19 protein-coding genes and 1 tRNA gene are annotated in these 23,708 nt (G+C 67.9%); 12 read left to right on the plus strand and 8 right to left on the minus strand.

The annotated features are described in order from the left end of the window. Positions 1–23: 23 nt before the first annotated feature. The gene (locus ABC319_RS07775; RefSeq protein WP_413069672.1) at positions 24–1,028 is read right to left on the minus strand and encodes an outer membrane protein assembly factor BamD; all 1,005 of its coding nucleotides are present in this window, start codon (positions 1,026–1,028) and stop codon (positions 24–26) included. A gap of 90 nt (positions 1,029–1,118) precedes the next feature. Between ABC319_RS07775 and ABC319_RS07780 the strand changes: the two genes are divergently transcribed. Then, complete coding sequence (locus ABC319_RS07780; RefSeq protein WP_413069673.1) at positions 1,119–1,946, plus strand: class I mannose-6-phosphate isomerase; 828 nt, start codon at positions 1,119–1,121, stop codon at positions 1,944–1,946. Between the two features lie 70 nt (positions 1,947–2,016). On the opposite strand, the gene ABC319_RS07785 is transcribed toward ABC319_RS07780, so the two are convergent. Continuing rightward, a tRNA-Tyr gene (locus ABC319_RS07785) sits at positions 2,017–2,102 on the minus strand. 151 nt (positions 2,103–2,253) lie between these two features. Between ABC319_RS07785 and rlmB the strand changes: the two genes are divergently transcribed. Continuing rightward, entirely contained in the window at positions 2,254–3,000 is a 747-nt protein-coding gene (rlmB, locus tag ABC319_RS07790) for a 23S rRNA (guanosine(2251)-2'-O)-methyltransferase RlmB (protein ID WP_413069674.1), read from the plus strand. A gap of 37 nt (positions 3,001–3,037) precedes the next feature. Here the strand turns inward: rlmB and ABC319_RS07795 are convergent, their stop codons facing one another. Then, a complete protein-coding gene (locus tag ABC319_RS07795; RefSeq protein WP_413071648.1) occupies positions 3,038–3,355 on the minus strand; it encodes a 2Fe-2S iron-sulfur cluster-binding protein in 318 nt (105 codons plus the stop codon). Between the two features lie 60 nt (positions 3,356–3,415). On the opposite strand from ABC319_RS07795, the gene ABC319_RS07800 reads away from it, so the two are divergent. Beyond that, complete coding sequence (locus ABC319_RS07800; protein ID WP_413069675.1) at positions 3,416–4,045, plus strand: DNA-3-methyladenine glycosylase family protein; 630 nt, start codon at positions 3,416–3,418, stop codon at positions 4,043–4,045. A 21-nt stretch (positions 4,046–4,066) separates the two neighbouring features. On the opposite strand, the gene ABC319_RS07805 is transcribed toward ABC319_RS07800, so the two are convergent. Next, positions 4,067–4,780 (minus strand): CPBP family intramembrane glutamic endopeptidase, BDIM_20840 family, encoded by a 714-nt coding sequence (locus tag ABC319_RS07805; protein WP_413069676.1) that lies wholly within the window; start codon positions 4,778–4,780, stop codon positions 4,067–4,069. A gap of 100 nt (positions 4,781–4,880) precedes the next feature. Here ABC319_RS07805 and ABC319_RS07810 point away from each other — a divergent pair, with 100 nt between their 5' ends. The 8 genes from ABC319_RS07810 to treF all read left to right on the plus strand — a co-directional run bounded on the left by ABC319_RS07810 (position 4,881) and on the right by treF (position 18,750). Then, entirely contained in the window at positions 4,881–6,182 is a 1,302-nt protein-coding gene (locus ABC319_RS07810) for an Nramp family divalent metal transporter (RefSeq protein WP_413069677.1), read from the plus strand. Between the two features lie 82 nt (positions 6,183–6,264). Further along, on the plus strand, positions 6,265–8,691 hold the full coding sequence (locus ABC319_RS07815) for a glycogen/starch/alpha-glucan phosphorylase (RefSeq protein WP_413069678.1): 2,427 nt from the start codon (positions 6,265–6,267) through the stop codon (positions 8,689–8,691). Beyond that, a complete protein-coding gene (glgB, locus tag ABC319_RS07820) occupies positions 8,688–10,853 on the plus strand; it encodes a 1,4-alpha-glucan branching protein GlgB (RefSeq protein WP_413069679.1) in 2,166 nt (721 codons plus the stop codon). Before ABC319_RS07815 ends, glgB begins: the two co-directional genes overlap by 4 nt. Positions 10,854–10,970: 117 nt before the next feature. Further along, on the plus strand, positions 10,971–12,233 hold the full coding sequence (gene glgC, locus ABC319_RS07825; protein ID WP_413069680.1) for a glucose-1-phosphate adenylyltransferase: 1,263 nt from the start codon (positions 10,971–10,973) through the stop codon (positions 12,231–12,233). A gap of 64 nt (positions 12,234–12,297) precedes the next feature. After that, positions 12,298–13,740, plus strand: coding sequence for a glycogen synthase GlgA (glgA, locus tag ABC319_RS07830; RefSeq protein WP_413071649.1), 1,443 nt, complete (start codon positions 12,298–12,300; stop codon positions 13,738–13,740). Beyond that, complete coding sequence (locus ABC319_RS07835) at positions 13,737–15,350, plus strand: alpha-D-glucose phosphate-specific phosphoglucomutase (RefSeq protein ID WP_413069681.1); 1,614 nt, start codon at positions 13,737–13,739, stop codon at positions 15,348–15,350. Before glgA ends, ABC319_RS07835 begins: the two co-directional genes overlap by 4 nt. 2 nt (positions 15,351–15,352) lie before the next feature. Continuing rightward, positions 15,353–17,230, plus strand: coding sequence for a glycogen debranching protein GlgX (gene glgX, locus ABC319_RS07840; protein ID WP_413069682.1), 1,878 nt, complete (start codon positions 15,353–15,355; stop codon positions 17,228–17,230). Further along, positions 17,227–18,750, plus strand: a complete 1,524-nt coding sequence (treF, locus tag ABC319_RS07845; protein WP_413069683.1) for an alpha,alpha-trehalase TreF — start codon at positions 17,227–17,229, stop codon at positions 18,748–18,750. Before glgX ends, treF begins: the two co-directional genes overlap by 4 nt. A gap of 16 nt (positions 18,751–18,766) precedes the next feature. Here treF and cyoD read toward each other — a convergent pair whose 3' ends face one another. Genes cyoD through cyoA form a run of 4 tightly spaced genes read right to left on the minus strand, consistent with a single transcriptional unit; the run spans position 18,767 to position 22,705 of the window. After that, positions 18,767–19,165, minus strand: a complete 399-nt coding sequence (gene cyoD / locus ABC319_RS07850) for a cytochrome o ubiquinol oxidase subunit IV (RefSeq protein ID WP_413069684.1) — start codon at positions 19,163–19,165, stop codon at positions 18,767–18,769. Next, a complete protein-coding gene (cyoC, locus tag ABC319_RS07855) occupies positions 19,162–19,818 on the minus strand; it encodes a cytochrome o ubiquinol oxidase subunit III (protein ID WP_413069685.1) in 657 nt (218 codons plus the stop codon). Before cyoC ends, cyoD begins: the two co-directional genes overlap by 4 nt. Next, positions 19,815–21,821, minus strand: coding sequence for a cytochrome o ubiquinol oxidase subunit I (cyoB, locus tag ABC319_RS07860; RefSeq protein ID WP_413069686.1), 2,007 nt, complete (start codon positions 21,819–21,821; stop codon positions 19,815–19,817). The genes cyoC and cyoB overlap by 4 nt, the downstream gene beginning before the upstream one ends. Next, entirely contained in the window at positions 21,821–22,705 is an 885-nt protein-coding gene (gene cyoA / locus ABC319_RS07865) for a ubiquinol oxidase subunit II (RefSeq protein WP_413069687.1), read from the minus strand. Before cyoA ends, cyoB begins: the two co-directional genes overlap by 1 nt. Before the next feature lie 120 nt (positions 22,706–22,825). On the opposite strand from cyoA, the gene ABC319_RS07870 reads away from it, so the two are divergent. Beyond that, entirely contained in the window at positions 22,826–23,686 is an 861-nt protein-coding gene (locus tag ABC319_RS07870; RefSeq protein WP_413069688.1) for an HpcH/HpaI aldolase/citrate lyase family protein, read from the plus strand. Positions 23,687–23,708: the final 22 nt, after the last annotated feature.

Genomic DNA, 23,708 nt, shown 5'->3' on the forward strand with positions numbered 1-23,708 from the left:
AACCGCTTATGTTCTCGTACCGCTTATCGAGGAGAGCCGCTGGGCAGCGGCGCGGCGCCGGCGCCCGATCCAACGGTGGACGGCGTCACGTCCGGTGCGTTCGCGGGCGTTCCCGTGGTGGACGTTCCGTCGGCCTCGCTGGGCAGCACGGTGACCGAGGGCTCTCCCGGCGGGCCCTTGGGATGCACGGCCGGCGTGACGATCGGCTGGCCCGGCGGGATCAGCGCCGCCTGCTGGACCGGATGGTCCTTCATCAGCTTGTACGCATGCTCGTACCAGTCGCTGCCCGGATAGTTGCGGCCCAGCACCGCCGCCGCCTTTTCCGCCTCGGTCGGCACGCCCAGCGCCAGATAGGTCTCGGTCAGCCGCATCAGCGCCTCGGGCGAGTGCGTCGTCGTCTCGTACTTCTCGATCACCGTGCGGAACCGCATGCTGGCCGCCAGCCACTGCCCGCGCACTTCATAGAAGCGACCGATCTCCATCTCCTTGCCGGCAAGATGGTCGTTGACCAGATCGACCTTCAGCCGCGCATCGGACGCGTAGCGGGTGTTCGGATAGCGGCGGGTCAGCTCGCCCAGCGCGTTCAGCGCCTGCAGCGTGATCTTCTGATCGCGGGTCACGTCGGTGATCTGCTCGTAATAGCCGAGCGCGATCAGGTAATAGGCATAGGGCGCGTCGCGATTGCCGGGATGGACCGAGATGAAGCGCTGCGCCGACTGGATCGACTGGGTGTAATCGCGCGCCAGGTAATAGCTGAACGCGCTCATCAACTGGGCACGGCGCGCCCAGATCGAGTACGGGTGCTGGCGCTCGACCTCGTCGAACAGGATGGCCGCTTCCTTGTAGCGGTTCTGGTCGAGCCGGCTTTTGGCGGTCGTGTAGAGCGTGCCGACATCGCGCGCGACATAGGGCACGTCGCCCTTGGTCGTGGCGGTGCGCGCGCAGCCGGCGAGCGGCACGGCGACCATGGCGAGCAGCGCCAGCGGCAGGGCCGGGCTGGAGGAGCGGCGGAACGGAAGGATACGCATCGCCGGTTGCCTTAGCGCAGCGGACAAGCCCGGAACAATAGGGTAGGAGCCGCGCGTTCGCATCGCCGACCAACCGACCAGAGGACGATCATGCCCGCTACCCTGCTCCACACCCACCGCGTCGAGAAGCCCTGGGGCCGGCGCGACCTGTTTCCGGGCTTCGACGACGTGGCGCCGGGCGGCGAGCCGGTGGGCGAGGTCTGGTTCCAGGAACCGGGCGACTCCTCGCCCGACCTGCTGATCAAATATCTGTTCACCGGCGAGAAGCTGTCGGTGCAGGTTCATCCCGACGACGAAGAGGCGCACAAGCGCGGCCTGCCGCGCGGCAAGGACGAGTGCTGGACGATCCTGGCCGCCGCACCCGATTCGACGATCGCGCTGGGCCCGAAGCAGCACATCGATGCGGAGGCGCTGCGCGCCGATGCGCTGGACGGCTCGATCGAGGACAAGCTGGACTGGGTGCCGGTGAAGGCGGGCGATTTCTATTATGCGCCGTCGGGCACGATCCACGCGATCGGCGCCGGCCTGACCCTGATCGAGGTGCAGCAGAACAGCGAGACGACGTACCGCCTGTACGATTACGGCCGCCCGCGCGAACTGCACCTGGACGACGGTGTCGCGGTCGCGCACCTCGATCCGTATCGCCCGATCGTGTCGCCGGGCCTGGTGGACGATCACCGCTCCGTGCTGGTCGAGGGGCCCAAGTTCGTGCTGGAACGCTGGAAGGGCGGCCGCGAGCATCACGTCGCCCTGCCGGAGGGACGGACGGCGTGGATCGTGCCGATCGCCGGCCACGGCGAAGTGGCGGGCGTGGCGTTCAGGGCCGGCGAATGCGTGACGGTGACCGGCAGCGAGACCCTGTCGTCCAGCGACGATGCCGACTATCTGTTCGCCTATCCGGGAACGACGCGGATCTGAAGGTGCACCGGTCGGCGAGCAATCTCGCCGACCGCACTGTGCCATCGAGGCAGATGACGATGGAAGAGGGTGGTGGACAGGGCTGGATTCGAACCAGCGTACGCTTGCACGGGCAGATTTACAGTCTGCTGCCTTTAACCACTCGGCCACCTGTCCAGATGGGCCGCCAACGGCGAGGCGGCTCAATGGCGAAGCGGGGATGGTCTGTCAACGCTTGCCGATCAATGCTTGCGCCGATCCTTTCGCCCGCATAGCCCGCGGGCATGACGATGATATTCCCACCCCTGCCCTGCCGGATCGGTCGCTAATGGCGCGGCGCGGCCATCGCCCGTCGACCGGCGTCGGCAACCGTCCGCGGCTGTGGGGACGCCACCCGGTCACCGCGGCGCTCGCCAATCCCGATCGCACCGTCCGCAAGCTGTGGATGACGCGCGAGGCGGCGGCGGCGCTGGACATCCCGCCGGTGATCCCGGTGACCTTCGCCGACGTGGCCGATCTGGGCCGGCTGGTTCCCGCCGACGCACCACACCAGGGCGTGGTGGCCGAGGTCGACCCGCTGGACGACATGTGGCTGGCCGACCTGCTGGAGCAGGGTCGCGACGACCGGCGGCCGCTGGTCGTGCTGGATCAGGTGACCGATCCGCACAATGTCGGCGCGATCCTGCGTTCCGCGGCGGCGTTCGACGCGCTCGGCATCGTGACGCAGGACCGCCATTCGCCACCCGAATCGGGCACGGTCGCCCGGGCGGCGTCCGGTGCGCTGGAGACGGTGCCGTGGATCCGCGTGGTCAATCTGGCGCGGGCGCTGGACGAGATCGGCGAGGCGGGGTTCTGGCGGATCGGCCTGACCGGCCACGCGCCCCGCACGCTGGCCGAGACGATGGGTACGCAGCGCGTGGCGATCGTGCTGGGCGCAGAGGGAGAAGGCATGCGCCAGAATACCGAGGCGCATTGCGACGAATTGGCCAAGCTGCCCATCGGCGGCAAGGTGGAGAGCCTGAACGTGTCCAACGCCGCGGCGATCGCCCTCTACGCCGCCGCAACGCGGGGGTAGGCACCGCGGGCCGATCGACCCGCGGCGCCGGCGCAGGTCAGTCCTCCGCGGCGATCCGCACCCTGAGGCCGTCCAGCGCCGGCCCGAACGCGATCTGGCACGACAGGCGGCTGGTCGCGTCGCGGTCGCTGGTCGAATCGAGCAGGTCGTCCTCGTCCATGCTCATCTTCGGCAGCTTGTCGGCGAAGGCCGGGTCGACATGGACGTGGCAGGTCGCGCAGCTGCAGCAGCCGCCGCACAGCGCCAGCAGTTCGTCGATACCGCCGTCGCGGATTACTTCCATCACCGACAGACCCGCCTCGCCGTCGAGTTCGCGTTCTTCCCCTTCGCGCGTCGTGACGATAAGCCTGGGCATCATGCAATCTCCGCTATCTTTCCCGCGCCATGGCGGGAGCCGCCCCGCGGATCAAGCGCCGTGGGCCTGACCGCCGAACGGCTGACCGCCGATCTGGACGCGCTTGGCGGCATCGAGCCGGCCTTCGCCGCGGCGATCGCCCGGGTCGGCTATCCCGAACCCCGCATCCGGGAGCGGGGCTATGCCACCCTGCTGCGCACGATCGTCGGCCAGCAGGTGAGCGTCCACGCCGCCAACGCGGTCTGGCGGAAGCTGGAGGCGATGGTCGGCGACCCGACCGATCCGGTGGTGATCGCCGCCGCCAGCGACGAGACGCTGCGCGCGGCCGGCTTCTCGCGCCAGAAGACGGGCTATGCCCGCAGCCTGGCCGAGGAGGTGACGAGCGGCCGCCTGAACCTGGACGCGCTCCCGGTCGACGACGAGGAGGCGGTGGCGCAGCTGATCCGGGTGAAGGGGATCGGCCGCTGGTCGGCAGAGGTCTATCTGCTGTTCGCGGAGGGACGGGCGGATGTGTGGCCGGCCGGCGACCTGGCCGTGCAGATCGAGGTCGGCCGTATCCTGGGCCACGATGTCAGGCCGTCGGAGAAGCTGACCCGGACACTGGCGGAAGCGTGGCGACCCTATCGTGGAGCGGCCGCGATCTTTACCTGGCACCATTACGGCGCCGGGCCGGATGCCGCGCCGGTGTGACATCGCGGACGCGGCGCTGCGTCAGATCAGCAGCGGAACCGCGTTCCCGACATTGTGCAGGATGACCGGCAGCAACAGGCTGCCCGTCCGCAGCCGGATCCAGACGGCGATCAGGGCCGGCAGGGCGGTCAGCGCCATGACGACGGGATCGAACGAGTAGCCGCCGCCTGCAAAACCGAAGGCATGCGCCAGCCCGAACATCATGCACGACAGCACCGCTCCCCATCCCCAATCCCCGCCGAGCCACCGCCTGCGCCCGGTGAAGGCGCGATCAAGGGCGAAGAGCAGGATGCCGCGATAGAAGGGCTCCTCCTCCAGCCCCGGCATGGTCAACTGGAACGCGACCTCTTCCGCATTCGCCGGGTCGGCAGGGAAAAGCAGGGCGATGACGACGAAGAAGGCCGCATAGAGCGCCGCCACCGGCGCGGCGGCGCGAAGGCTGCCGGGCGCCTGTTGCGGGGTCAGCCCGACCCGGCGCCAGCCGAAGGCGGGCAGCGCGGCAATGCCCAGCGTGGCGATCAGCGCGAGGAGCTTGCCCTGCCAGTTCCATCGCCCGCCGATCAGATCGGGCAGCACGCCATAGGCGCCGGTCAGCAGCACGTCGTTGACGACGACCAGCAGCGCGGCGACCAGCAGCCACCGCGGCGAGAACCGCTTCCGGTCGGCGATGCCGATCGCCAGCCCGATCGCCAGCAGCAGCGCCACCACTCCCGCCAGTCCCAACACGCCGTTCATGCGCCGCCCCCTGCCCCGTCCACCGGATGGTAGCCACCACGGCGATCCGCCTCAACACGCGGCTTGCCCCTCCCTTCGTCATCCGGCAGGACCGCGCGCGATGACAGATCTCATTCGCTCGCTCGCCGACAGTCATCGCAGCGTCGCCCTGCCGGTCGGGGGCAGCCGGTGGCGGCGCTTCCTGGCCTTTGCCGGTCCGGGGTACCTGGTCGCCGTCGGCTATATGGATCCGGGCAACTGGGCCACCGACATCGCGGGCGGATCGGCGTTCGGTTACGCGCTGCTGTCGGTCATCCTGCTGTCGAACCTGATGGCGATCGTGCTGCAGGCGCTGGCGGTCCGGCTGGGCGTCGCCTCCGGGCTCGACCTGGCGCAGGCGTGTCGCGTCCATTACTCGCGCCCGGTCGCGATGGCGTTGTGGGTCCTGTGCGAGATCGCGATCGTCGCGTGCGACCTTGCCGAGGTGCTGGGCACGGCGATCGCGCTGAAGCTGCTGTTCGGCCTGCCGCTGACCTGGGGCGTGGTGGTGACGGCGCTCGACGTCTTCCTGATCCTCGCGCTGCAACGCTTCGGCTTCCGCCGGCTGGAGGCGTTCATCATCGCCCTGCTGCTGGTGATCGCGGGGTGTTTCGTGTTCGAACTGGCACTCGCCCGGCCCGACCCCCGCGCGGTGGCGATGGGGCTGATCCCGACGACGCAGATCCTGACCAATCCGACGATGCTGTACCTGGCGATCGGCATCCTGGGGGCGACGGTGATGCCCCACAATCTCTACCTGCATTCCTCGATCGTCCAGACGCGGGCATTCGACCTCGGCAAGGACGGGGTCGGCCGGCGCGAGGCGGCGAAGCTCGCGACGATCGACGGCACCGTGGCGCTGGGCCTCGCCTTCTTCATCAACGCCGCGATCCTGATCCTGGCGGCGGCGACCTTCCACACCGCGGGGCGTACCAACGTGGCGGAGATCGACGAGGCGTATCGCCTGCTGGCCCCTTCGCTGGGTGTCGGCGCCGCCAGCGTCGTCTTCGCGGTCGCGCTGCTGGCGTCAGGCCAGAACTCGACCGTCACCGGAACGCTGGCCGGGCAGATCGTGATGGAGGGCTTCCTGAACCTGCGGCTGCCGGTCTGGGCGCGGCGGCTGGTCACGCGCGGTCTCGCGATCATTCCGGCGGTGCTGGTCGTCGGTGCCGCCGGCGATAGCGGCGCGACGCAGTTGCTGGTGCTGAGCCAGGTGATCCTGAGCCTGCAGCTGCCGTTCGCGGTGGTGCCGCTGGTGATGTTCACCGGATCGCGCACGATCATGGGCGAGTTCGTCAGCCCGGCGTGGCTGCGCGGACTGGCGTGGATCGTCACCGGCGTCATCATCGCGCTGAACGTCACGCTGCTTTACGGAATGTTGTGAGGGCGATTCCTACGTATTCGACGTGACTTCGGCTTGGCCGGGGCTACACCCCAACGTGGATCAACTTTTGTCGGGACGTTCCTTGGCCACTTCCCTTACCGCGCAGCCCGTCTCCTCGAAGCCGCTCGCCGACGCCATTCTCGACACGCTCGTCCACCGGATCGGCAAGGACCAGAAGGCGGCGCGGCCGCACGACTGGCTGGCCGCGACGATCCTGACGGTGCGCAACGACATCATCGAACGCTGGATGGAATCGACCCGCGACGCTCATTCCAAGGGCGCCAAGCGGGTCTATTATCTCAGCCTCGAATTCCTGATCGGGCGGCTGTTGCGCGACGCGCTGTCGAACCTGAACAAGACCCAAAACATCGCCGGCGCACTGGCATCGCTGGGTGTCGACCTGGCGACGATCGAGGAGATCGAGCCCGATGCGGCGCTGGGCAATGGCGGCCTCGGCCGGCTGGCGGCATGCTTCATGGAGAGCATGGCGAGCCTCGACCTGCCCGCCTATGGCTATGGCATCCGGTATGTGAACGGCATGTTCCGGCAGCGGATCGACGACGGTTTCCAGGTCGAGCTGCCCGAGAACTGGCTGCAATACGGCAACCCTTGGGAGTTCGAGCGGCGCGAGAGCGCGTACTTCGTCGGCTTCGGCGGGGAAGTGATCGGGACCGAGACGGGCCATGTCCACTGGAAGGTGGGCGAGGCGGTCGAGGCGATGGCCGTCGACACGCCGATGGTCGGCTGGCGCGGCAAGCGGGTCAACACGCTGCGCCTGTGGACCGCGCGGGCGATCGATCCCCTGCGCCTCGACCGGTTCAACGAGGGCGATTTCACCGGCGCGCTGGCCGGGCAGCTCCGCGCCGAGACGCTGACGCGGGTGCTGTACCCCAACGACTCCACCGCCGCGGGGCAGGAACTGCGGCTGCGGCAGGAGTATTTCTTCTCGTCGGCCTCGATCCAGGACATCGTCCGCCGGCACATCCAGTATTTCGACGACGTCCGGACGCTGCCCGACAAGGCGGCGATCCAGCTGAACGACACGCACCCGGCGGTATCCGTCGCCGAGTTGATGCGGCTGCTGATCGATTTCCACGACATGGGGTTCGACGAGGCCTGGGACATCACCAAGCGGACCTTCGGCTACACCAACCACACCCTGCTGCCCGAGGCGCTGGAGAGCTGGCCGCTGCCGCTGTTCGAGCGGCTGCTGCCACGGCACATGCAGCTGGTCTACGCGATCAACGCCAAGCTGCTGCGCGAGGCGCGGGCGGCGGGTTCCGACGAGAACGCGATCAAGGCGATCAGCCTGATCGACGAGGGCGGATCGCGGCGGGTGCGGATGGCGAACCTCGCCTTTGCGGGGTCGCACAGCATCAACGGCGTGGCGGCGCTCCATACAGACCTGATGAAGCAGACGGTCTTCGCCGACCTGCACAAGCTGTATCCGGACCGGATCAACAACAAGACCAACGGCATCACCCCGCGCCGCTGGCTGCAGCAGTGCAACCCGGCGCTGACCGACCTGATCCGCGAGGCGATCGGCGATGCCTTCCTGGATGACACCGTAAAGCTGGACGCGCTGGCCGCCCATGCCGACGATGCGGCCTTCCAGGGCAAATTCGAGGCGGTGAAGCGCGCCAACAAGGTCGCACTGGCGCAGCATCTGAAGGAGCTGATGGGCCTGCGCATCGATCCCGACGCGATGTTCGACGTGCAGATCAAGCGCATCCACGAGTACAAGCGCCAGCTGCTGAACATCGTCGAGACGGTGGCGCTGTACGACCAGATCCGCAGCCATCCGGAGCGCGACTGGGTACCGCGGGTGAAGCTGTTCGCGGGCAAGGCGGCATCGAGCTATCACAACGCCAAGCTGATCATCAAACTGGCCAACGACGTGGCACGCCGGGTCAACGCCGATCCGGCGATCGGCGGCCTGCTGAAGGTGGCGTTCGTACCCAATTACAATGTCTCGCTCGCGGAGAAGATCATCCCCGCCGCCGACCTGTCCGAACAGATCAGCACCGCGGGCATGGAGGCATCGGGCACCGGCAACATGAAGTTCGCGCTGAACGGCGCGCTGACGATCGGCACGCTGGACGGCGCGAACGTCGAGATCCGCGACCATGTCGGTGAGGACAATATCGTGATCTTCGGGATGACCGCCGACGAGGTCGCGGCCAGGCGTGCCGACGGGTACAATCCCCGGGCGATCATCGAGGGTTCGCCGGAGCTGGCACAGGCCCTGTCGAACATAGCGTCCGGCGTGTTCTCTCCGGACGATCCCGACCGGTACAAGGGGCTGGTCGGCGGGCTGTACGACGGCGACTGGTTCATGCTGGCGGCCGATTTCGACAGCTATGCCGCCGCCCAGCGTCGCGTCGACCGGTGGTGGGAGGATCGCCCCCGCTGGAATGCGGCGACGGTGCGGAACGTCGCACGTGTCGGTTGGTTCTCGTCTGATCGAACGATCCGCGACTATGCGAAGGACATCTGGGGAGTCCTGTGAAGCCACCAAGTGACGCCATCTCCGCCCTGTTGGAAGGGCGTCACGATGATCCCTTCTCGCTCCTTGGTATCTTTCCGGGACCGGAGGGCAGCTTCGCGAGAGCCTGGCTGCCGGGCGCGGAGGCCGTCGAGGCCCTGACGCTGGACGGCGACAGCCTGGGCGTCTTGACCCACGATCGGGACGGACTGTTCGAGGGCGTGCTGGCCGGGGAACCCCAGCCGCTCCGCTACCGGATCAGCGCCGGCGATGCGGAGTGGACGGTCGTCGATCCCTATACCTTCGGCCCCGTGCTGGGATCGATCGACGATTATCTGATGGGCGAAGGCACCCATCTGCGCCTGTGGGACAAGATGGGCGCCCACCTGATCGAGCATCAGGGCGCGACCGGGATGCACTTCGCCGTCTGGGCACCCAATGCGCGGCGCGTATCGGTCGTCGGCAATTTCAACGGCTGGGACGGCCGCCGTCATGTCATGCGGCGACGCAACGACGTCGGGGTGTGGGAGATATTCCTCCCCGATCTGCCGGCGGGCGAGGCGTACAAGTTCGAGCTGCTCGGCCATGACGGTAACCTCCAGCCGCAAAAGGCCGATCCGTTCGCCTTCGCCGCCGAGTTGCGGCCGCGCACCGCGTCGCTGACCACCGGCCCGTTCCGTCACGACTGGCAGGATGCCGGCCACCGCGAGCATTGGGCGGGCGTCGATCCGCGCCGCGTCCCCATGTCGATCTACGAAGTCCATGCCGGATCATGGGACCGCGACGATAATGGGTGGTTCCTCAGCTGGGACGCGTTGGCCGACCGGCTGATCCCGTATGTCGTCGAGATGGGGTTCACCCATATCGAGTTCATGCCGATCACCGAGCATCCCTATGATCCGTCATGGGGATATCAGACGACCGGGCTGTATGCTCCGTCTGCCCGCTTCGGCGATCACGAAGGTTTCGCCCGCTTCGTCGACGGCGCGCATCAGGCCGGGATCGGGGTACTGCTCGACTGGGTGCCTGCGCATTTCCCGATGGACACGCACGGACTGGTCCGTTTCGACGGCACGTCGCTGTACGAGCACGAGGACCCGCGGCTGGGCTATCACCCGGACTGGAACACCGCGATCTACAATTTCGGGCGGCGCGAGGTGTCGAGCTATCTCGTCAACAACGCGCTGTTCTGGGCCGAACGCTATCATATCGACGGACTGCGCGTCGATGCCGTCGCATCGATGCTGTACCGCGATTACAGCCGCAACGCCGGCGAGTGGATCCCCAACGAAGAGGGCGGGCGCGAGAACTGGGAGGCGGTCGAGTTCCTGCGCGCCACCAATCGCGCCGTCTATCGCGAGAACCCCGGCGTCTTCACCGTCGCGGAGGAATCGACCAGCTGGCCGGGCGTGTCGCATCCCGCCCCGCCGCCGGGCGAGCGGAGCGGCGGGCTCGGCTTCGGCTTCAAGTGGAACATGGGCTGGATGCACGACACGCTCCAGTACATGGCGCGCGAGCCGATCCACCGGCAGCATCATCACGGCGAGATCACCTTCGGCCTCGTCTATGCCTATTCCGAGAATTTCGTCCTGCCGCTCAGCCATGACGAGGTCGTTCATGGCAAGGGATCGCTGCTGGCGAAGATGCCGGGCGACGACTGGCAGAAATTCGCCAATCTGCGCCTCTACTACGCGTTCATGTGGGGCTATCCCGGCAAGAAGCTGCTGTTCATGGGGCAGGAGTTCGCCCAGCGCGCCGAGTGGAGCGAGGAGCGGGCGCTCGATTGGGGCCTGCGCACCAGCCACGCGCACGAGGGGGTGCGCAATCTCGTCCGCGACCTGAACCGCGCTTACCGCGAGACGCCCGCGCTTCACGCACGCGATTGCGAGGCCGAGGGGTTCGAGTGGCTGGTGGGCGACGATGCCGTCAACTCGGTCTTCGCCTGGTTGCGCAAGGCACCGGGCGAGAAGCCGGTGGCGGTGATCGTCAACATGACGCCGATCGCCCGTGCTCCGTATCGCATACCGCTGCCCCATGAGGGACGCTGGCGCGAGATCGTGAACTCGGACGCGCAGGAATATTGGGGCTCGGGCCTGGGCAACCTGGGCGGGATCGAGGCGAAGGACGGGGCCGCTTGGGTCACCCTGCCCCCGCTGGCGACCATCATGCTGGAATATGAGCGCTGATTGTCGTCTTTGTCGTCGCCTCGGGCTTGACCCGGGGTCGAGCTTGATCGTCAATGCCGTAAGAAGCGACGTTCCGGATCGGTCCCCGGGGCGCCAGATAATAATGGGAGGATGAGGATGGAACACCGCAGGGGTCAGCCGCTGGCGCGCGACGCGATGGCCTATGTGCTGGCGGGTGGTCGCGGCAGCCGGTTGTTCGAGATGACCGACACGCGCGCCAAGCCGGCGGTGTATTTCGGCGGCAAGAGCCGGATCATCGATTTCGCCCTGTCGAACGCCCTCAACTCCGGCATCCGCCGCATCGGGGTCGCGACCCAGTACAAGGCGCACAGCCTGATCCGCCACCTGCAGCGCGGCTGGAACTTCCTGCGGCCGGAACGCAACGAAAGCTTCGACATCCTGCCCGCCTCGCAACGCGTCAGCGAGTTCCAGTGGTACGAGGGTACGGCCGACGCGGTGTTCCAGAACATCGACATCATCGAGAGCTATGGTCCCGAGTTCATGGTCATCCTGGCCGGCGACCATATCTACAAGATGGATTACGAGATCATGCTCCAGCAGCACTGCGACAGCGGTGCGGACGTGACCGTCGCCTGCATGGAAGTGCCGCGGATGGAGGCGGTGGCGTTCGGCGTGATGCATGTCGACGAGCAGGACCGGATCGTCGATTTCGTCGAGAAGCCCGCCGATCCGCCGGCGATCCCCGGCAGCCCCGACATCGCGCTCGCCAGCCTGGGCATCTACGTCTTCGCGACCAAGTTCCTGATCGAGGAGCTGCGGCGCGATGCCGCGACCGAGGGATCGAGCCGCGACTTCGGCAAGGACATCATCCCGTATCTGGTCAAGCACGGCAAGGCGCAGGCGCACCGGTTCGGCCAATCCTGCGTCCGCTCTTCGGGCGAACCCGCCGCCTATTGGCGCGACGTGGGCACGATCGATGCCTATTGGGAGGCGAATATCGACCTGACCGATGTCGTCCCCGAACTCGACCTTTACGAGAATAGCTGGCCGCTCTGGACCTATTCCGAGATCACGCCGCCGGCCAAGTTCGTCCACGACATCGACGGGCGACGTGGGTCGGCCGTCGCCAGCCTGGTGTCGGGCAACTGCATCGTCTCGGGCGCATCGATCAACCGGTCGCTCCTGTCGACCGGCACGCGGGCGCACAGCTTCTCGATGCTCGACGAGGCGGTGGTGCTGCCTAATTGCCATATCGGGCGCGGCGCACGATTGCGCCGGGTGGTGATCGACGCCGGCGTGCAGATCCCCAACGGGCTGGTCGTCGGCGACGATCCCGAACTGGATGCGACACGGTTCCGCCGCACCGAGCGGGGTATCTGCCTGATCACGCAACCGATGATCGACCGGTTGACGGTGTGAGGCTCGATCCCGACGTGCCTTCTCCGTTCGAGTCCGGCGGCGGGCGGTATCCGGCGAGCCCCGGATCGTGACACCCGTCCTGTCCGTCGCATCGGAAGCCTATCCGCTGGTCAAGACCGGCGGGCTGGCAGACGTGGTCGGCGCGCTGCCCGCCGCACTGGCTCCGCATGGCTTCGCGACCGCGACCCTGCTGCCGGGCTATGCCGCGCTTGCCGATCTGGCGGCCGAGGGTGAGGTGGTGCATCACTGGACCGACCTCATCGGAGCAGAGGCAAGGCTGATCGCGTCGCAGCCGGGCGACCATCCGCTCCTGATCCTCGATGCGCCGGCGCTCTACCAGCGGGGTGGTGGCCCTTACGGCGACGCGACCGGGCGCGACTGGGACGACAACTGGCGCCGCTTCGCCGCCCTCGCCCGCGCCGGCGCGGAGTTGGCGAGCGGAGCGGTCGCCGACCGGCGCTTCGCCCTGTTGCACGCCCATGACTGGCAGGCGGGACTGGCACCCGCCTATGTCCGGGCATTGGGGAGCACGGCGAAGACGGTGATGACCGTCCACAACATCGCCTTCCAGGGCCGGTTCGATCGCGGCATCTTTCCGGAACTGGATCTGCCGGGCTGGATGGATTCGATCCACGGCGTCGAATATTACGGAGCGATCGGCTATCTGAAGGCCGGACTGGCGGCCGCCGATGCGATCACGACCGTATCGCCCAGCTACGCGCGGGAGATCCGCGACGCCGCGTTCGGCATGGGGCTGGAGGGATTGATCGTCGACCGCGCCGACATCGTCTCCGGCATCGTCAACGGCATCGACCCGGCCGTGTGGAGCCCGGCGGCCGATGCCGCGCTTGCCCGGCCGTACACCGCCGCCACGCTGGATGATCGCGCGGAGAACAAGGCCGCGGTCGAACGGCTGTTCGGGCTGGCACCGGGTAGCGGCCCCCTGTTCACCGTCGTCAGCCGGCTGACATGGCAGAAGGGCATGGACGTGCTGACCGACGTCCTCGACACGCTCGTCGCGGCAGGCGGACGGCTGGCCCTTCTGGGATCGGGCGACAAGCCGCTGGAGGCGGCGTTCCTGTCCGCCGCCGCCCGTCATCCCGGCCGCATCGGCGTGCGCATCGGCTATGACGAGCATCTGTCGCACCTGTTGCAGGGCGGGGCGGACGCGATCCTGATCCCCTCGCGCTTCGAGCCATGCGGGCTGACACAGCTCTACGGCCTCGCCTATGGCTGCGTGCCCGTGGTCGCGCGGACCGGCGGACTGGCCGACACGGTAATCGACGCCAACGAGGCCGCACTGGCGGTCGGGGTCGCGACCGGCATCGTGCACGACGGCGTCACGCACGACGCGCTGGTGCACGCCATCCACCGCACCGTGCAGCTTCACGCCAACGCCCCCCTCTGGCGCCGCATGCAGGAGAACGGCATGAAGGCGGCCTTCTCCTGGACGCAGAGCGGCGCGCGATACGCCGACCTGTACCGCCACCTTCTGGAAGCAGCATGATCCGCGACCATCAAACCACGCCCTATCCCGACCAGAAGCCCGGCACGTCGGGGCTGCGGAAAAAGGTGCGGGTATTTCAGCAACCCAATTACGCCGAGAATTTCGTCCAGTCGGTGTTCGACGTCGTCGACGACAAGGATGGTGCGACGCTGGTGATCGGGGGCGACGGCCGCTTCCTGAACCGCGAAGTGATCCAGGTCGCGATCCGGATGGCGGCGGCCGCGGGCTTCGGGCGGACCGTCGTCGGCCAGGGCGGCATCCTGTCCACGCCGGCGGCGAGCAACCTGATCCGTATCCGCGGCGCGATCGGCGGACTGATCCTGTCGGCCAGCCACAATCCCGGCGGGCCCGACGAGGATTTCGGGATCAAGTACAACATCGCCAATGGCGGCCCCGCGCCGGAGAAGGTGACCGAGGCCATCCACGCGCGCACCGGAACGATCGACGTCTGGCACGAGGTTCCGGGTGACGACATCGACCTCGACCTGCCCGGCGAGACGCGGGTCGGGGACATGGTGGTCGAGATCGTCGACCCCGTGTCCGACTATGCCGCGCTGATGGAACGCCTGTTCGACTTCGATGCGATCCGCGCCGCCGGGCTGACGATGGCGTTCGATGCGATGAGCGCGGTGACCGGCCCGTACGCTACCGAGATCCTGGAGCGGCGGCTGGGCTTCGCGGCGGGGACCGTTCGCAACGGCACCCCCCTCCCCGATTTCGGCGGGCATCATCCCGATCCCAATCTGGTCCATGCGCACGCGCTGTACGAGACGATGATGGCGCCCGATGCGCCGGATTTCGGCGCCGCGTCGGACGGGGACGGCGACCGCAACCTGATCATCGGCCGCGGCCGCTTCGTCACCCCCTCGGACAGCCTGGCGATGCTCGCGGCGAACGCGCATCTGGCGCCGGGCTATGCCGGTGGGTTGAAGGGGATCGCCCGCTCGATGCCGACCAGCGCCGCCGCCGACCGGGTGGCGGCGCGGCTGGGGATCCCCGCGTTCGAGACACCGACCGGGTGGAAATTCTTCGGCAACCTGCTCGACGCCGGCATGGCGACGATCTGCGGCGAGGAGAGTGCCGGCACCGGCAGCGATCACGTCCGCGAGAAGGACGGTCTGTGGGCGGTCCTGCTGTGGCTCAACATCCTGGCGGTGACGGGCAAGTCGGTGGACGCGATCGCGCGCGATCACTGGGCGACCTATGGCCGCAACTATTACGCCCGCCACGATTACGAAGGCGTCGAGAGCGATCGGGCGGATGCGCTGATGGCGGCGCTCCGCGAACGGCTGGCGAGCCTGCCGGGCGAGCGGTACGGCGACCTGACCGTCGAGGCGGCCGACGATTTCGCCTATGAGGATCCGACCGATGGGTCGGTCAGCCGCAACCAGGGCGTTCGCGTGCTGTTCGCGGGCGGCAGCCGCGTCGTATTCCGCCTGTCCGGCACCGGCACCAGCGGCGCGACGCTGCGCGTCTATCTGGAACGGTACGATGCGGTGCGGATCGACGAGGAGACCGGCGCCATGCTGGCCGATATCGCCGCCGCCGCCGACGCGATCGCCGGGATCGTCCGCCATACCGGCCGCGAGCGGCCCGACGTCGTGACGTGAGCATGCCGCCGCGTCGCGGCTTCCTGCGGCGGGTCGCAGACCATATCCTGCCGGGGGCCCCACCCCCGCCCGACCGGACGCTGGGCGCCCATTGGCGGGCGGAGCATACCAGCTTCGCCGTGCGCGCGCCCGAGGCGACATCGGTCCTCCTCTGCCTGTTCGACGGCGAGGCGGAGCGTCGGCTGCCGATGACGCGGAGCGGGGAGATCTGGAGCCTGAACGTCGCCGGGATCGCGCCCTTCCAGCGCTATGGATACCGCGCCGACGGCCCGTACGATCCGCCGGCGCACCGCTGGTTCGATCCCGCCAAGCTGCTGGTCGATCCGTATGCGGTCGAGCTGGACGCCCGCTTCGTCTATGACGCCGCGCTGGGCACTCGCGGCATCGACACCGCCCATCTGGTGCCCAAGGCGCTGGTCCAGCCCGCGATGCGCCGCCCGCCCCCGCCGCCGCCGTTGTTCGCGCCCGGCGGGCTGGTGTACGAGCTGAACGTCCGCAGCTTCACGATGCGGCACCCAGACGTGCCGATCCACCAGCGCGGCACGATCGCGGCGCTGGCGCACCCGTCGATCGTCGCTCACCTAAAGAAGCTGGGCGTCACGGCGGTCGAGCTGATGCCGATCGTCGCCTGGATCGACGAGCGCCACCTGCCGCCGCTCGGCCTGACGAACGCCTGGGGCTACAATCCCGTCGCGCCGATGGCGATCGATCCACGGCTGGCGCCCGGCGGGATCGAGGAGCTGCGCGAGACGGTGGCGACGCTGCGCACCGCGGGCATCGGCTTGATCCTGGACCTGGTGTTCAATCATACCGGGGAGAGCGATGGCGGCGGCCCCACCCTGTGCCTGCGGGGACTGGATCCGGCATCCTACGCGCAGGCAGGGGACGGATCGCTGATCAACGATGCCGGTACCGGTAACACGCTGGATTTCGCCAGACCGCACGTTCGCGAGCTGACGCTGGCGGCGCTGCGCCACTTCGCCCTGACGGGGGTGGAGGGGTTCCGGTTCGACCTGGCGCCGGTGCTGGCGCGTGGCCCCGGCTTCGATCCGGCCGCACCGATCTTCGCCGCCATCGCCGCGGACCCGATCCTGTCGTCGCGGGTGATGATCGCCGAACCATGGGATATCGGGCCCGGCGGCTACCAGCTGGGCAAGTTCCCGCCCAACTGGCTCGAATGGAACGATCGGTTCCGCGACGACGTGCGCCGCTTCTGGCGCGGCGACGGCGATGCCGGCGCGCTCGCCACGCGGCTGGCGGGATCGTCCGATCTGTTCGCCGGCGGCAGTGGCACGCGCAGCGTCAACTTCGTCGCGGCGCATGACGGCTTCGCCCTGGCCGACGTCGCCAGCTATGCCGGCCGCCACAACCTGGCCAATGGCGAGAACAACCGCGACGGTCATGCCGGGGAAGTCTGCTGGAACAACGGCGTGGAGGGCCCCAGCGACGATCCGGAGGTGCGCCGTCGCCGCGATGCCGACGTGCGCGCGTTGCTCGCCATCCTGTTCGCTGCGCGCGGCACGCCGATGCTGACGGCGGGCGACGAGTTCGGGCGGACGCAGGCGGGCAACAACAATGCCTATGCCCAGGACAACGAGATCAGCTGGCTGGACTGGGAAAACCGCGACACCGATCTGGAAGACTATGTCGCGCGGCTGTCCCGCTTCCGGCGCAACGGGCCGCTCGCCGACCAGCATTGGCTGCAGCTGGCAGACTGGCGCGACATGACCGACCGGCCGATGACGCCCGATCGCTGGTCCGGCATGGGCGGCTTCCTGCTGCGGCTGCCCGACGGCGAGCAGCTGGTCTATATCCGTATCGATCGTGGCGAGCGTCGGGTTACCCTGGCCCGCGCCGCCGTGCTGGAGAGCCGCCCTTGATCGCCCGACTGCTGCTCGCCGCCACGCTGCTGACCGCCGCCATGCCTTATCCGCCCTCCCCGCAGCAGCGCTTCGGCGCGCTGTTCCACGCAGTCCAGATGCGCAGCGTCTTTCCTGACGGGAAGACCTTCGTCGATGCCGTGCCCAAGCGATCGGACGCAGCGATCATGGCGGCGTGGCGCGAATGCCGGTGCGGCGACGATACGGCGGCGCTGCGCCGGTTCGTCCTCGCCAACTTCACGGTGCCGGAAAGCGCGTCGCCCCGCCAGCAGCCGCGCCGCGCACTGACCGACCATATCGACCAGCTATGGCCGCACCTGACGCGCAGCACGCCGACCGTGCCGGCCGGATCCTCCGCGCTGACGCTGCCGCGCCGCTATGTCGTGCCGGGCGGCCGGTTTCGCGAGATGTACTATTGGGACAGCTGGTTCACGATGCTGGGCCTGCCGCTCGCCGGGCGACAGGATCTGGTCGAGGACATGGTGGTCGATTTCGGCAGCCTGATCGACCGGTACGGCCACATCCCGAACGGCACCCGCAGCTATTATCTCAGCCGCTCGCAGCCGCCCGTCTTCTACCTGATGGCGGGCATGTCGAAGGATGCCGCGACCCTGGCGACGCGCAACCGCCAGCTCCGCGCCGAGCATGATTTCTGGATGGCCGGTGCCGATGCGCTGAAGCCCGGCGAACAGGCACGGCGGGCGGTCAGGCTGGCGGACGGCACGCTCCTCAACCGCTATTGGGACGACCGCGACGACCCCCGCGACGAGAGCTATCGCGAGGACATGATGCTGGCCAATGCGACACCCGGTCGCGATCGTCGGCAGCTGTTCCGCGAACTGCGCGCGGCGGCGGAGAGCGGCTGGGACTTCTCGTCCCGCTGGTTCGCCGATGGGCGGACGCTGGCGACGATCCGGACGACGCGACTGGTGCCGGTCGATCTGAACAGCCTGCTCGTGGGACTGGAGCGGGCGATCGCGGGCAATTGCCGCACGCTGGGCGACCAGGCCTGCGCCGCCGCCTTCACCGCCCGGGCGGATGCGCGCGCCGCGGCGATCAGGACGCATCTGTGGAACGGCCGCTTCTTCGCGGACCATGACCTCGATACCGGCAAGGCGAACGATCGGCCGACCGCGGCGATGGCATTCCCCCTGTTCGCCGGTGTCGCCTCACCCGAGCAGGCAGAGGCGACCGCCCAGGCCCTCACCCCGCTGATCGGGGAAGGCGGGCTGGCGACGACGGCGGTGCACAGCGGCCAGCAATGGGATGAGCCGAACGGCTGGGCGCCGCTCCAGTGGATCGCGATCCAGGGCCTGCGCCGCTACGGCCAGACGACGCCGGCATCGCGCATCCGCGCCGGCTGGCTGGGCAGCGTCGAGCGCGAATATACCGCATCGGGCAAGCTGCTGGAGAAGTACGACGTGGTCGAACGGCGGCCGGGCGGCGGCGGCGAATATCCCAACCAGGACGGTTTCGGCTGGACCAACGGCGTGACGCGGGCGCTGCTGGCGGAGAAGTGAACGCCGCCAGAGGCCGCTAACGCTGGCGCATCATCATCTCGCCCATCGGCATCAGGTTGTGATGCAGGTGGGTCATGATCCAGATCGATCCGACCAGCACCAGCGCGACGATCAGGACGCCAAAGGCCAGCGCCAGCACGTTGTTGCTGTTGTCGGGGCCGGTGGTGATATGCAGGAAGAACACCAGATGGACACCCATCTGCGCCACCGCCAGCGCGATCAGCGCGACGGGGATGCCGGGTCCATAGATCAGGTTCGTCTGCGCTGCCCAGAACGACGCGGCGGTCAGCACCGTGGCCAGGGCTAGGCCGATCGCATAGCCGCGGATACCGCTGCCGATCGATTCGCGTTCGCTCTCCTCGCCGGGGGCGGTATCGTCGGAGACGTTGTCGAGGTCGCGGCCGCTCTCGCTCATGCGCCGGCTCCCAGCAGATAGACGACGGTGAACAGTGCCACCCAGATGATGTCGAGCGCGTGCCAGAACAGGCTGAAGCACGCGATGCGGCGCAGGATATCCTCGCGGAAGCCCTTCGCCCAGACCTGCGCCATCATCGTCGTCAGCCAGATCAGGCCCAGCGCGACGTGCAGGCCATGACACCCGACCAGCGCGAAGAAGGCCGACAGGAACGCCGACCGGCTCGGCCCCGCCCCCTCCCCGATCAGGTGGGTGAATTCATACAGTTCCAGCGCCAGGAACGCCGCGCCGAGCAGGGCGGTGGCGGCCATCGCGATCTGGAACCACAGCCGGTTGCGCGCGACCGAGGCGATGCCGGCCATGCCGCAGGCGAACGACGACAGCAGCAGGAATGCGGTTTCCCACGCGACGAGCGGCAGTTCGAACAGGTCGCGCCCGCCAGGACCACCCGCCGTTTCGCCGACCAGCACCGCATAGGCGGCGAAGAAGGCCGCGAACATGATGAAGTCCGACAGCAGGAAGATCCAGAAGCCATAGGCGACGATGATCCGCTTGGGCGCCGGCCCCTGCTCGTTCGACGGGACCTCGCCATGCCCCAGCTTGTTGGGGTCGCCGCGCCCGTGGGCGCCGGCGGCGGCGTGCCCGCCGCTCATGCGTGTGCCTCCGGCGGCAGGTCAAGCAGCCGCGCCTTTGCCTCGCGACGGCGGCGGTCGCCCTCCTCCACCTCATGCGCATGGATCTCGTATTCGGACTCATCACGCCAGGCGAACACGACGAAGGTCGCCCACGCGCCCAGAAAGCCCAGGATCACCATCCACCAGATATGCCAGATCAGCGCGAAGCCCATCACGGTCGCGAAGAAGGCCGACACGATGCCGGTCGGCGAGTTCTTCGGCATCTCGATATCGACATATTCGGGCAGGTCGGACAGGCGCCGATTCTCCCGCGCGGTCGATTTCAGGCCCCAATAGGCTTCCTCGCCGCGCACGTCGGGCAGCACCGCGAAGTTGAACACCGGCGGCGGCGATGTCGTCGCCCATTCCAGCGTGCGGCCGTCCCATGGATCGCCGGTCGTGTCGCGCAGCGCCTCGCGGTTGCGGATCGACACCACGATCATGACGATCTGGCACAGGATCCCGCAGGCGATCAGCGCGGCACCCGCCGCGGCGACCAGCAGCCAGGGGTGCCAACCGGGCACGTTGTAATGCCCCAGCCGCCGCGTCATCCCCATCAGTCCGAGGACATAGAGCGGCATGAACGCGACGTAGAAGCCGCTGATCCAGAACCAGAAGCTCCGCTTCCCCCACTTTTCGTCCAAGGTGAAACCGAACGCCTTGGGCCACCAGTAGGTGACCCCGGCGAACGCCCCGAACAGTACCGCCGGGATGACGATGTTGTGGAAATGGGCGACCAGGAACAGCGAGTTGTGCAGCACGAAATCGGCCGGCGGCACCGCCAGCAACACGCCGGTCATCCCGCCGATCACGAAGGTGACGACGAAGCCGACCGACCACAGCATCATCGACGTGTAGCGGATGCGCCCGCCATACATGGTGAAGATCCAGTTGAAGACCTTCACCCCCGTCGGCACCGCGATGATCATCGTGGTGATGCCGAAGAAGCCGTTGACGTCGGCACCGGCGCCCATCGTGAAGAAGTGGTGCAGCCAGACCATGAACGACAACAGGCAGATCACCATCGTCGCCGCGATCATCGATCGATATCCGAACAGCGGCTTGCCCGAGAAGGTGGAGATCACCTCGCTGAACACCCCGAACACGGGCAGGACGAGGATATAGACCTCCGGATGTCCCCATGCCCAGATCAGGTTCACGAACATGATCTGGTTCCCGCCAGCCTCGTTCGTGAAGAAGTGGAAGCCGAGATACCGGTCCAGCGTCAGCATCGCCAGCGTCGCGGTCAGGATCGGAAAGGCGGCGACGATCAGCAGGTTGGTCGCCAGCGACGTCCAGCAGAACATCGGCATGCGGGTGTACCCCATGCCGGGCGCGCGCATCTTCAGGATGGTGGTGACCAGATTGACGCCGGACAACAGCGTACCCACCCCGGATATCTGCAGCGCCCACAGGTAATAGTCGACGCCGACCCCGGGCGAGAAGCGCAGTTCCGACAGCGGCGGATAGACCACCCACCCGGTCTTCGCGAACTCACCGATCACCAGGCTGATGTTGACCAGCAGGGCACCGACCGCCGTCAGCCAGAAGCTGACCGAATTCAGCGTCGGGAACGCCACGTCGCGAACGCCCAGCTGCAACGGCAGCGCGAAGTTCATCAGCCCGATCATGAACGGCATCGCCACGAAGAAGATCATGATGACGCCGTGGGCGGTGAAGATCTGGTCGTAATGCTCTGGCGGGAGGTAACCGGGGGAATTGTACGCGATCGCCTGCTGCGTGCGCATCAGGATCGCGTCGGAAAAACCGCGCAGCAGCATGACGGCAGCGAGCAGGCAGTACATGACGCCGATCCGCTTGTGATCGACCGATGTGATCCACTCGCGCCACAGATAGGGGAAGTGACCGCGCTTGTACGTCCAGCCCAGCACCCCGCAGATGACGAGCGCGACGATTCCCGATGTCACGATCGGCAACGGGTTCGCGAGCGGGATCGAGTCCCAGCCGAGCTTGCCGAACATCAGCGATCCTCTCGCCCGGAGGCCTTGGTTTGCTCGTGCGCCGGTACGCCCGATTGCGCGACGACGCGGTCGTACAGTCCCGGCAGCACGGCCGGATAGACGAAAGGCTTCACATTGCCCTTCGCCCTGGCGAGTTGCATGAACGCCGGTCCGTCGAGCGGCGGGCCGCCCGTGCTCCGCGTCCTGCCGACCCAGCCGGCGAACTGCGCCGCCGGCACCGCATCGACGGTGAACCCCATGTCGCCGAAGCCCTCGCCGCTGTAATGCGCCGACAGCCCCAGGAACCGGCCCGGCCGATCCGCCTGAAGGTGCAATTTCGAATCCATCCCGGCCATCGCGTAGATCTGGCTGCCCAGCTGCGGGATGAAGAAGCTGTTCATCACCGTCCCGCTGGTGATCCGGAAATTGATCGGGGTGCCGACCGGCACCACCAACCGGTTGACCGTCGCGACGCCCTGTTCGGGATAGATGAACAGCCATTTCCAGTCGAGCGCCACCACCTGCACCACCACCGGCTTCACCTTGGAATCCAGCGGTCGCTCGGGCGCCAGCTGGTGGCTGCCGATCCAGGTAATGCCGGCCAGGAAGATCACGACCAGCGCCGGTACCGACCAGACCAGCAGCTCCAGCCGCCCCGAATAGGACCATTCGGGCAGGTAGGTCGCCTTGCTGTTCCCGGCGCGGAACCACCAGGCGAAGATCAGCGTGACGATGATCGTCGGCACGACGATGCCGAGCATGATGACCAGCGAATTGAGCAGGATCGTCCGCTCGCCCGCAGCGACCGGGCCGGCCGGATCCAGCACGCCGGCCGAACATCCTGCCAGCGCCAGCGCGGCAAGGACGAGGATGGGACGTGCCCGGCGGGCTGGGTGGCTGCTCACACGCACGACCTACCTCGCGGCAACGCGCCGTGCCAAGCCGTAGTTCGGTTGGCCGGGCAGAAATCGGCGAGGTAGACGATATGGGTTGCACCCGCACCGTCACCGCCGCCAGATGCGGCGATGGCCGATACCGCTCCCCTGCCCCGCCGCCGCCGCAGCGCGTTGTTCATGCCCGCATCCAACCCGCGCGCGATCGAGAAGGCGCGGACCCTGCCCTGCGATGTCGTAATCCTCGATCTGGAGGACGCCGTGGCGCCCGATCGGAAGGAGGAAGCCCGCGCCGCGGCGGGCGCGGCGATCGAGGCCGGTGGTTTCGGCGACCGCGAGCTGGTGGTCCGCGTGAACGGATCCGATACCCGCTGGGGGGCGGACGATCTCGCCGCGCTGGCCGGCACGCCGGTCGATGCCGTGCTGCTGCCGAAGGTCGGGGAGGTCGAGGATGTGGCGGCGGCGCGTGATCTGCTGGGTGTCGATGGTCCGCCGATCTGGGCGATGATCGAGAGTGCGCGCGGGCTGCTCGCGCTGCCCGCGCTGGCGGGGGCGGCGCGGCGGTTGCGGCTCGCCGCGCTAGTCGCGGGCACCAACGATCTGGCGATCGATCTGGGCGTCCGCCCGGATGCGGACCGGACCCCGCTGCTCCCCGCCCTCGCGCAGATCGTCACCGCGGCGCGTGCCGGCGGGATGGCGGTGCTGGACGGCGTTCTGAACGCAACGAACGATGCCGCGCTGTTGGCCGCACATTGCGCACAGGGCGCGATGTGGGGCTTCGACGGCAAGAGCCTGATCCACCCCGCGCAGATCGCAGCGGCGAATGCGGCATTCGGGCCGGACGCGGCGAGCATCGCCTGGGCGCGACGCGTGATCGCCCTGTTCGCCGATCCTGCGCATGCCGATCGTGGCGCGGTAGCCCTTGATGGTGAGATGGTGGAGCGGCTGCACCTTGCACAGGCGCAGCGGATCATGATGCTGGCGGGCAGCTAGGGTGTGATCCGACCCGGCTTTC

It is taken from the genome of Sphingomonas phoenicis, assembly GCF_047238005.1.
Lineage (GTDB): Bacteria > Pseudomonadota > Alphaproteobacteria > Sphingomonadales > Sphingomonadaceae > Sphingomonas.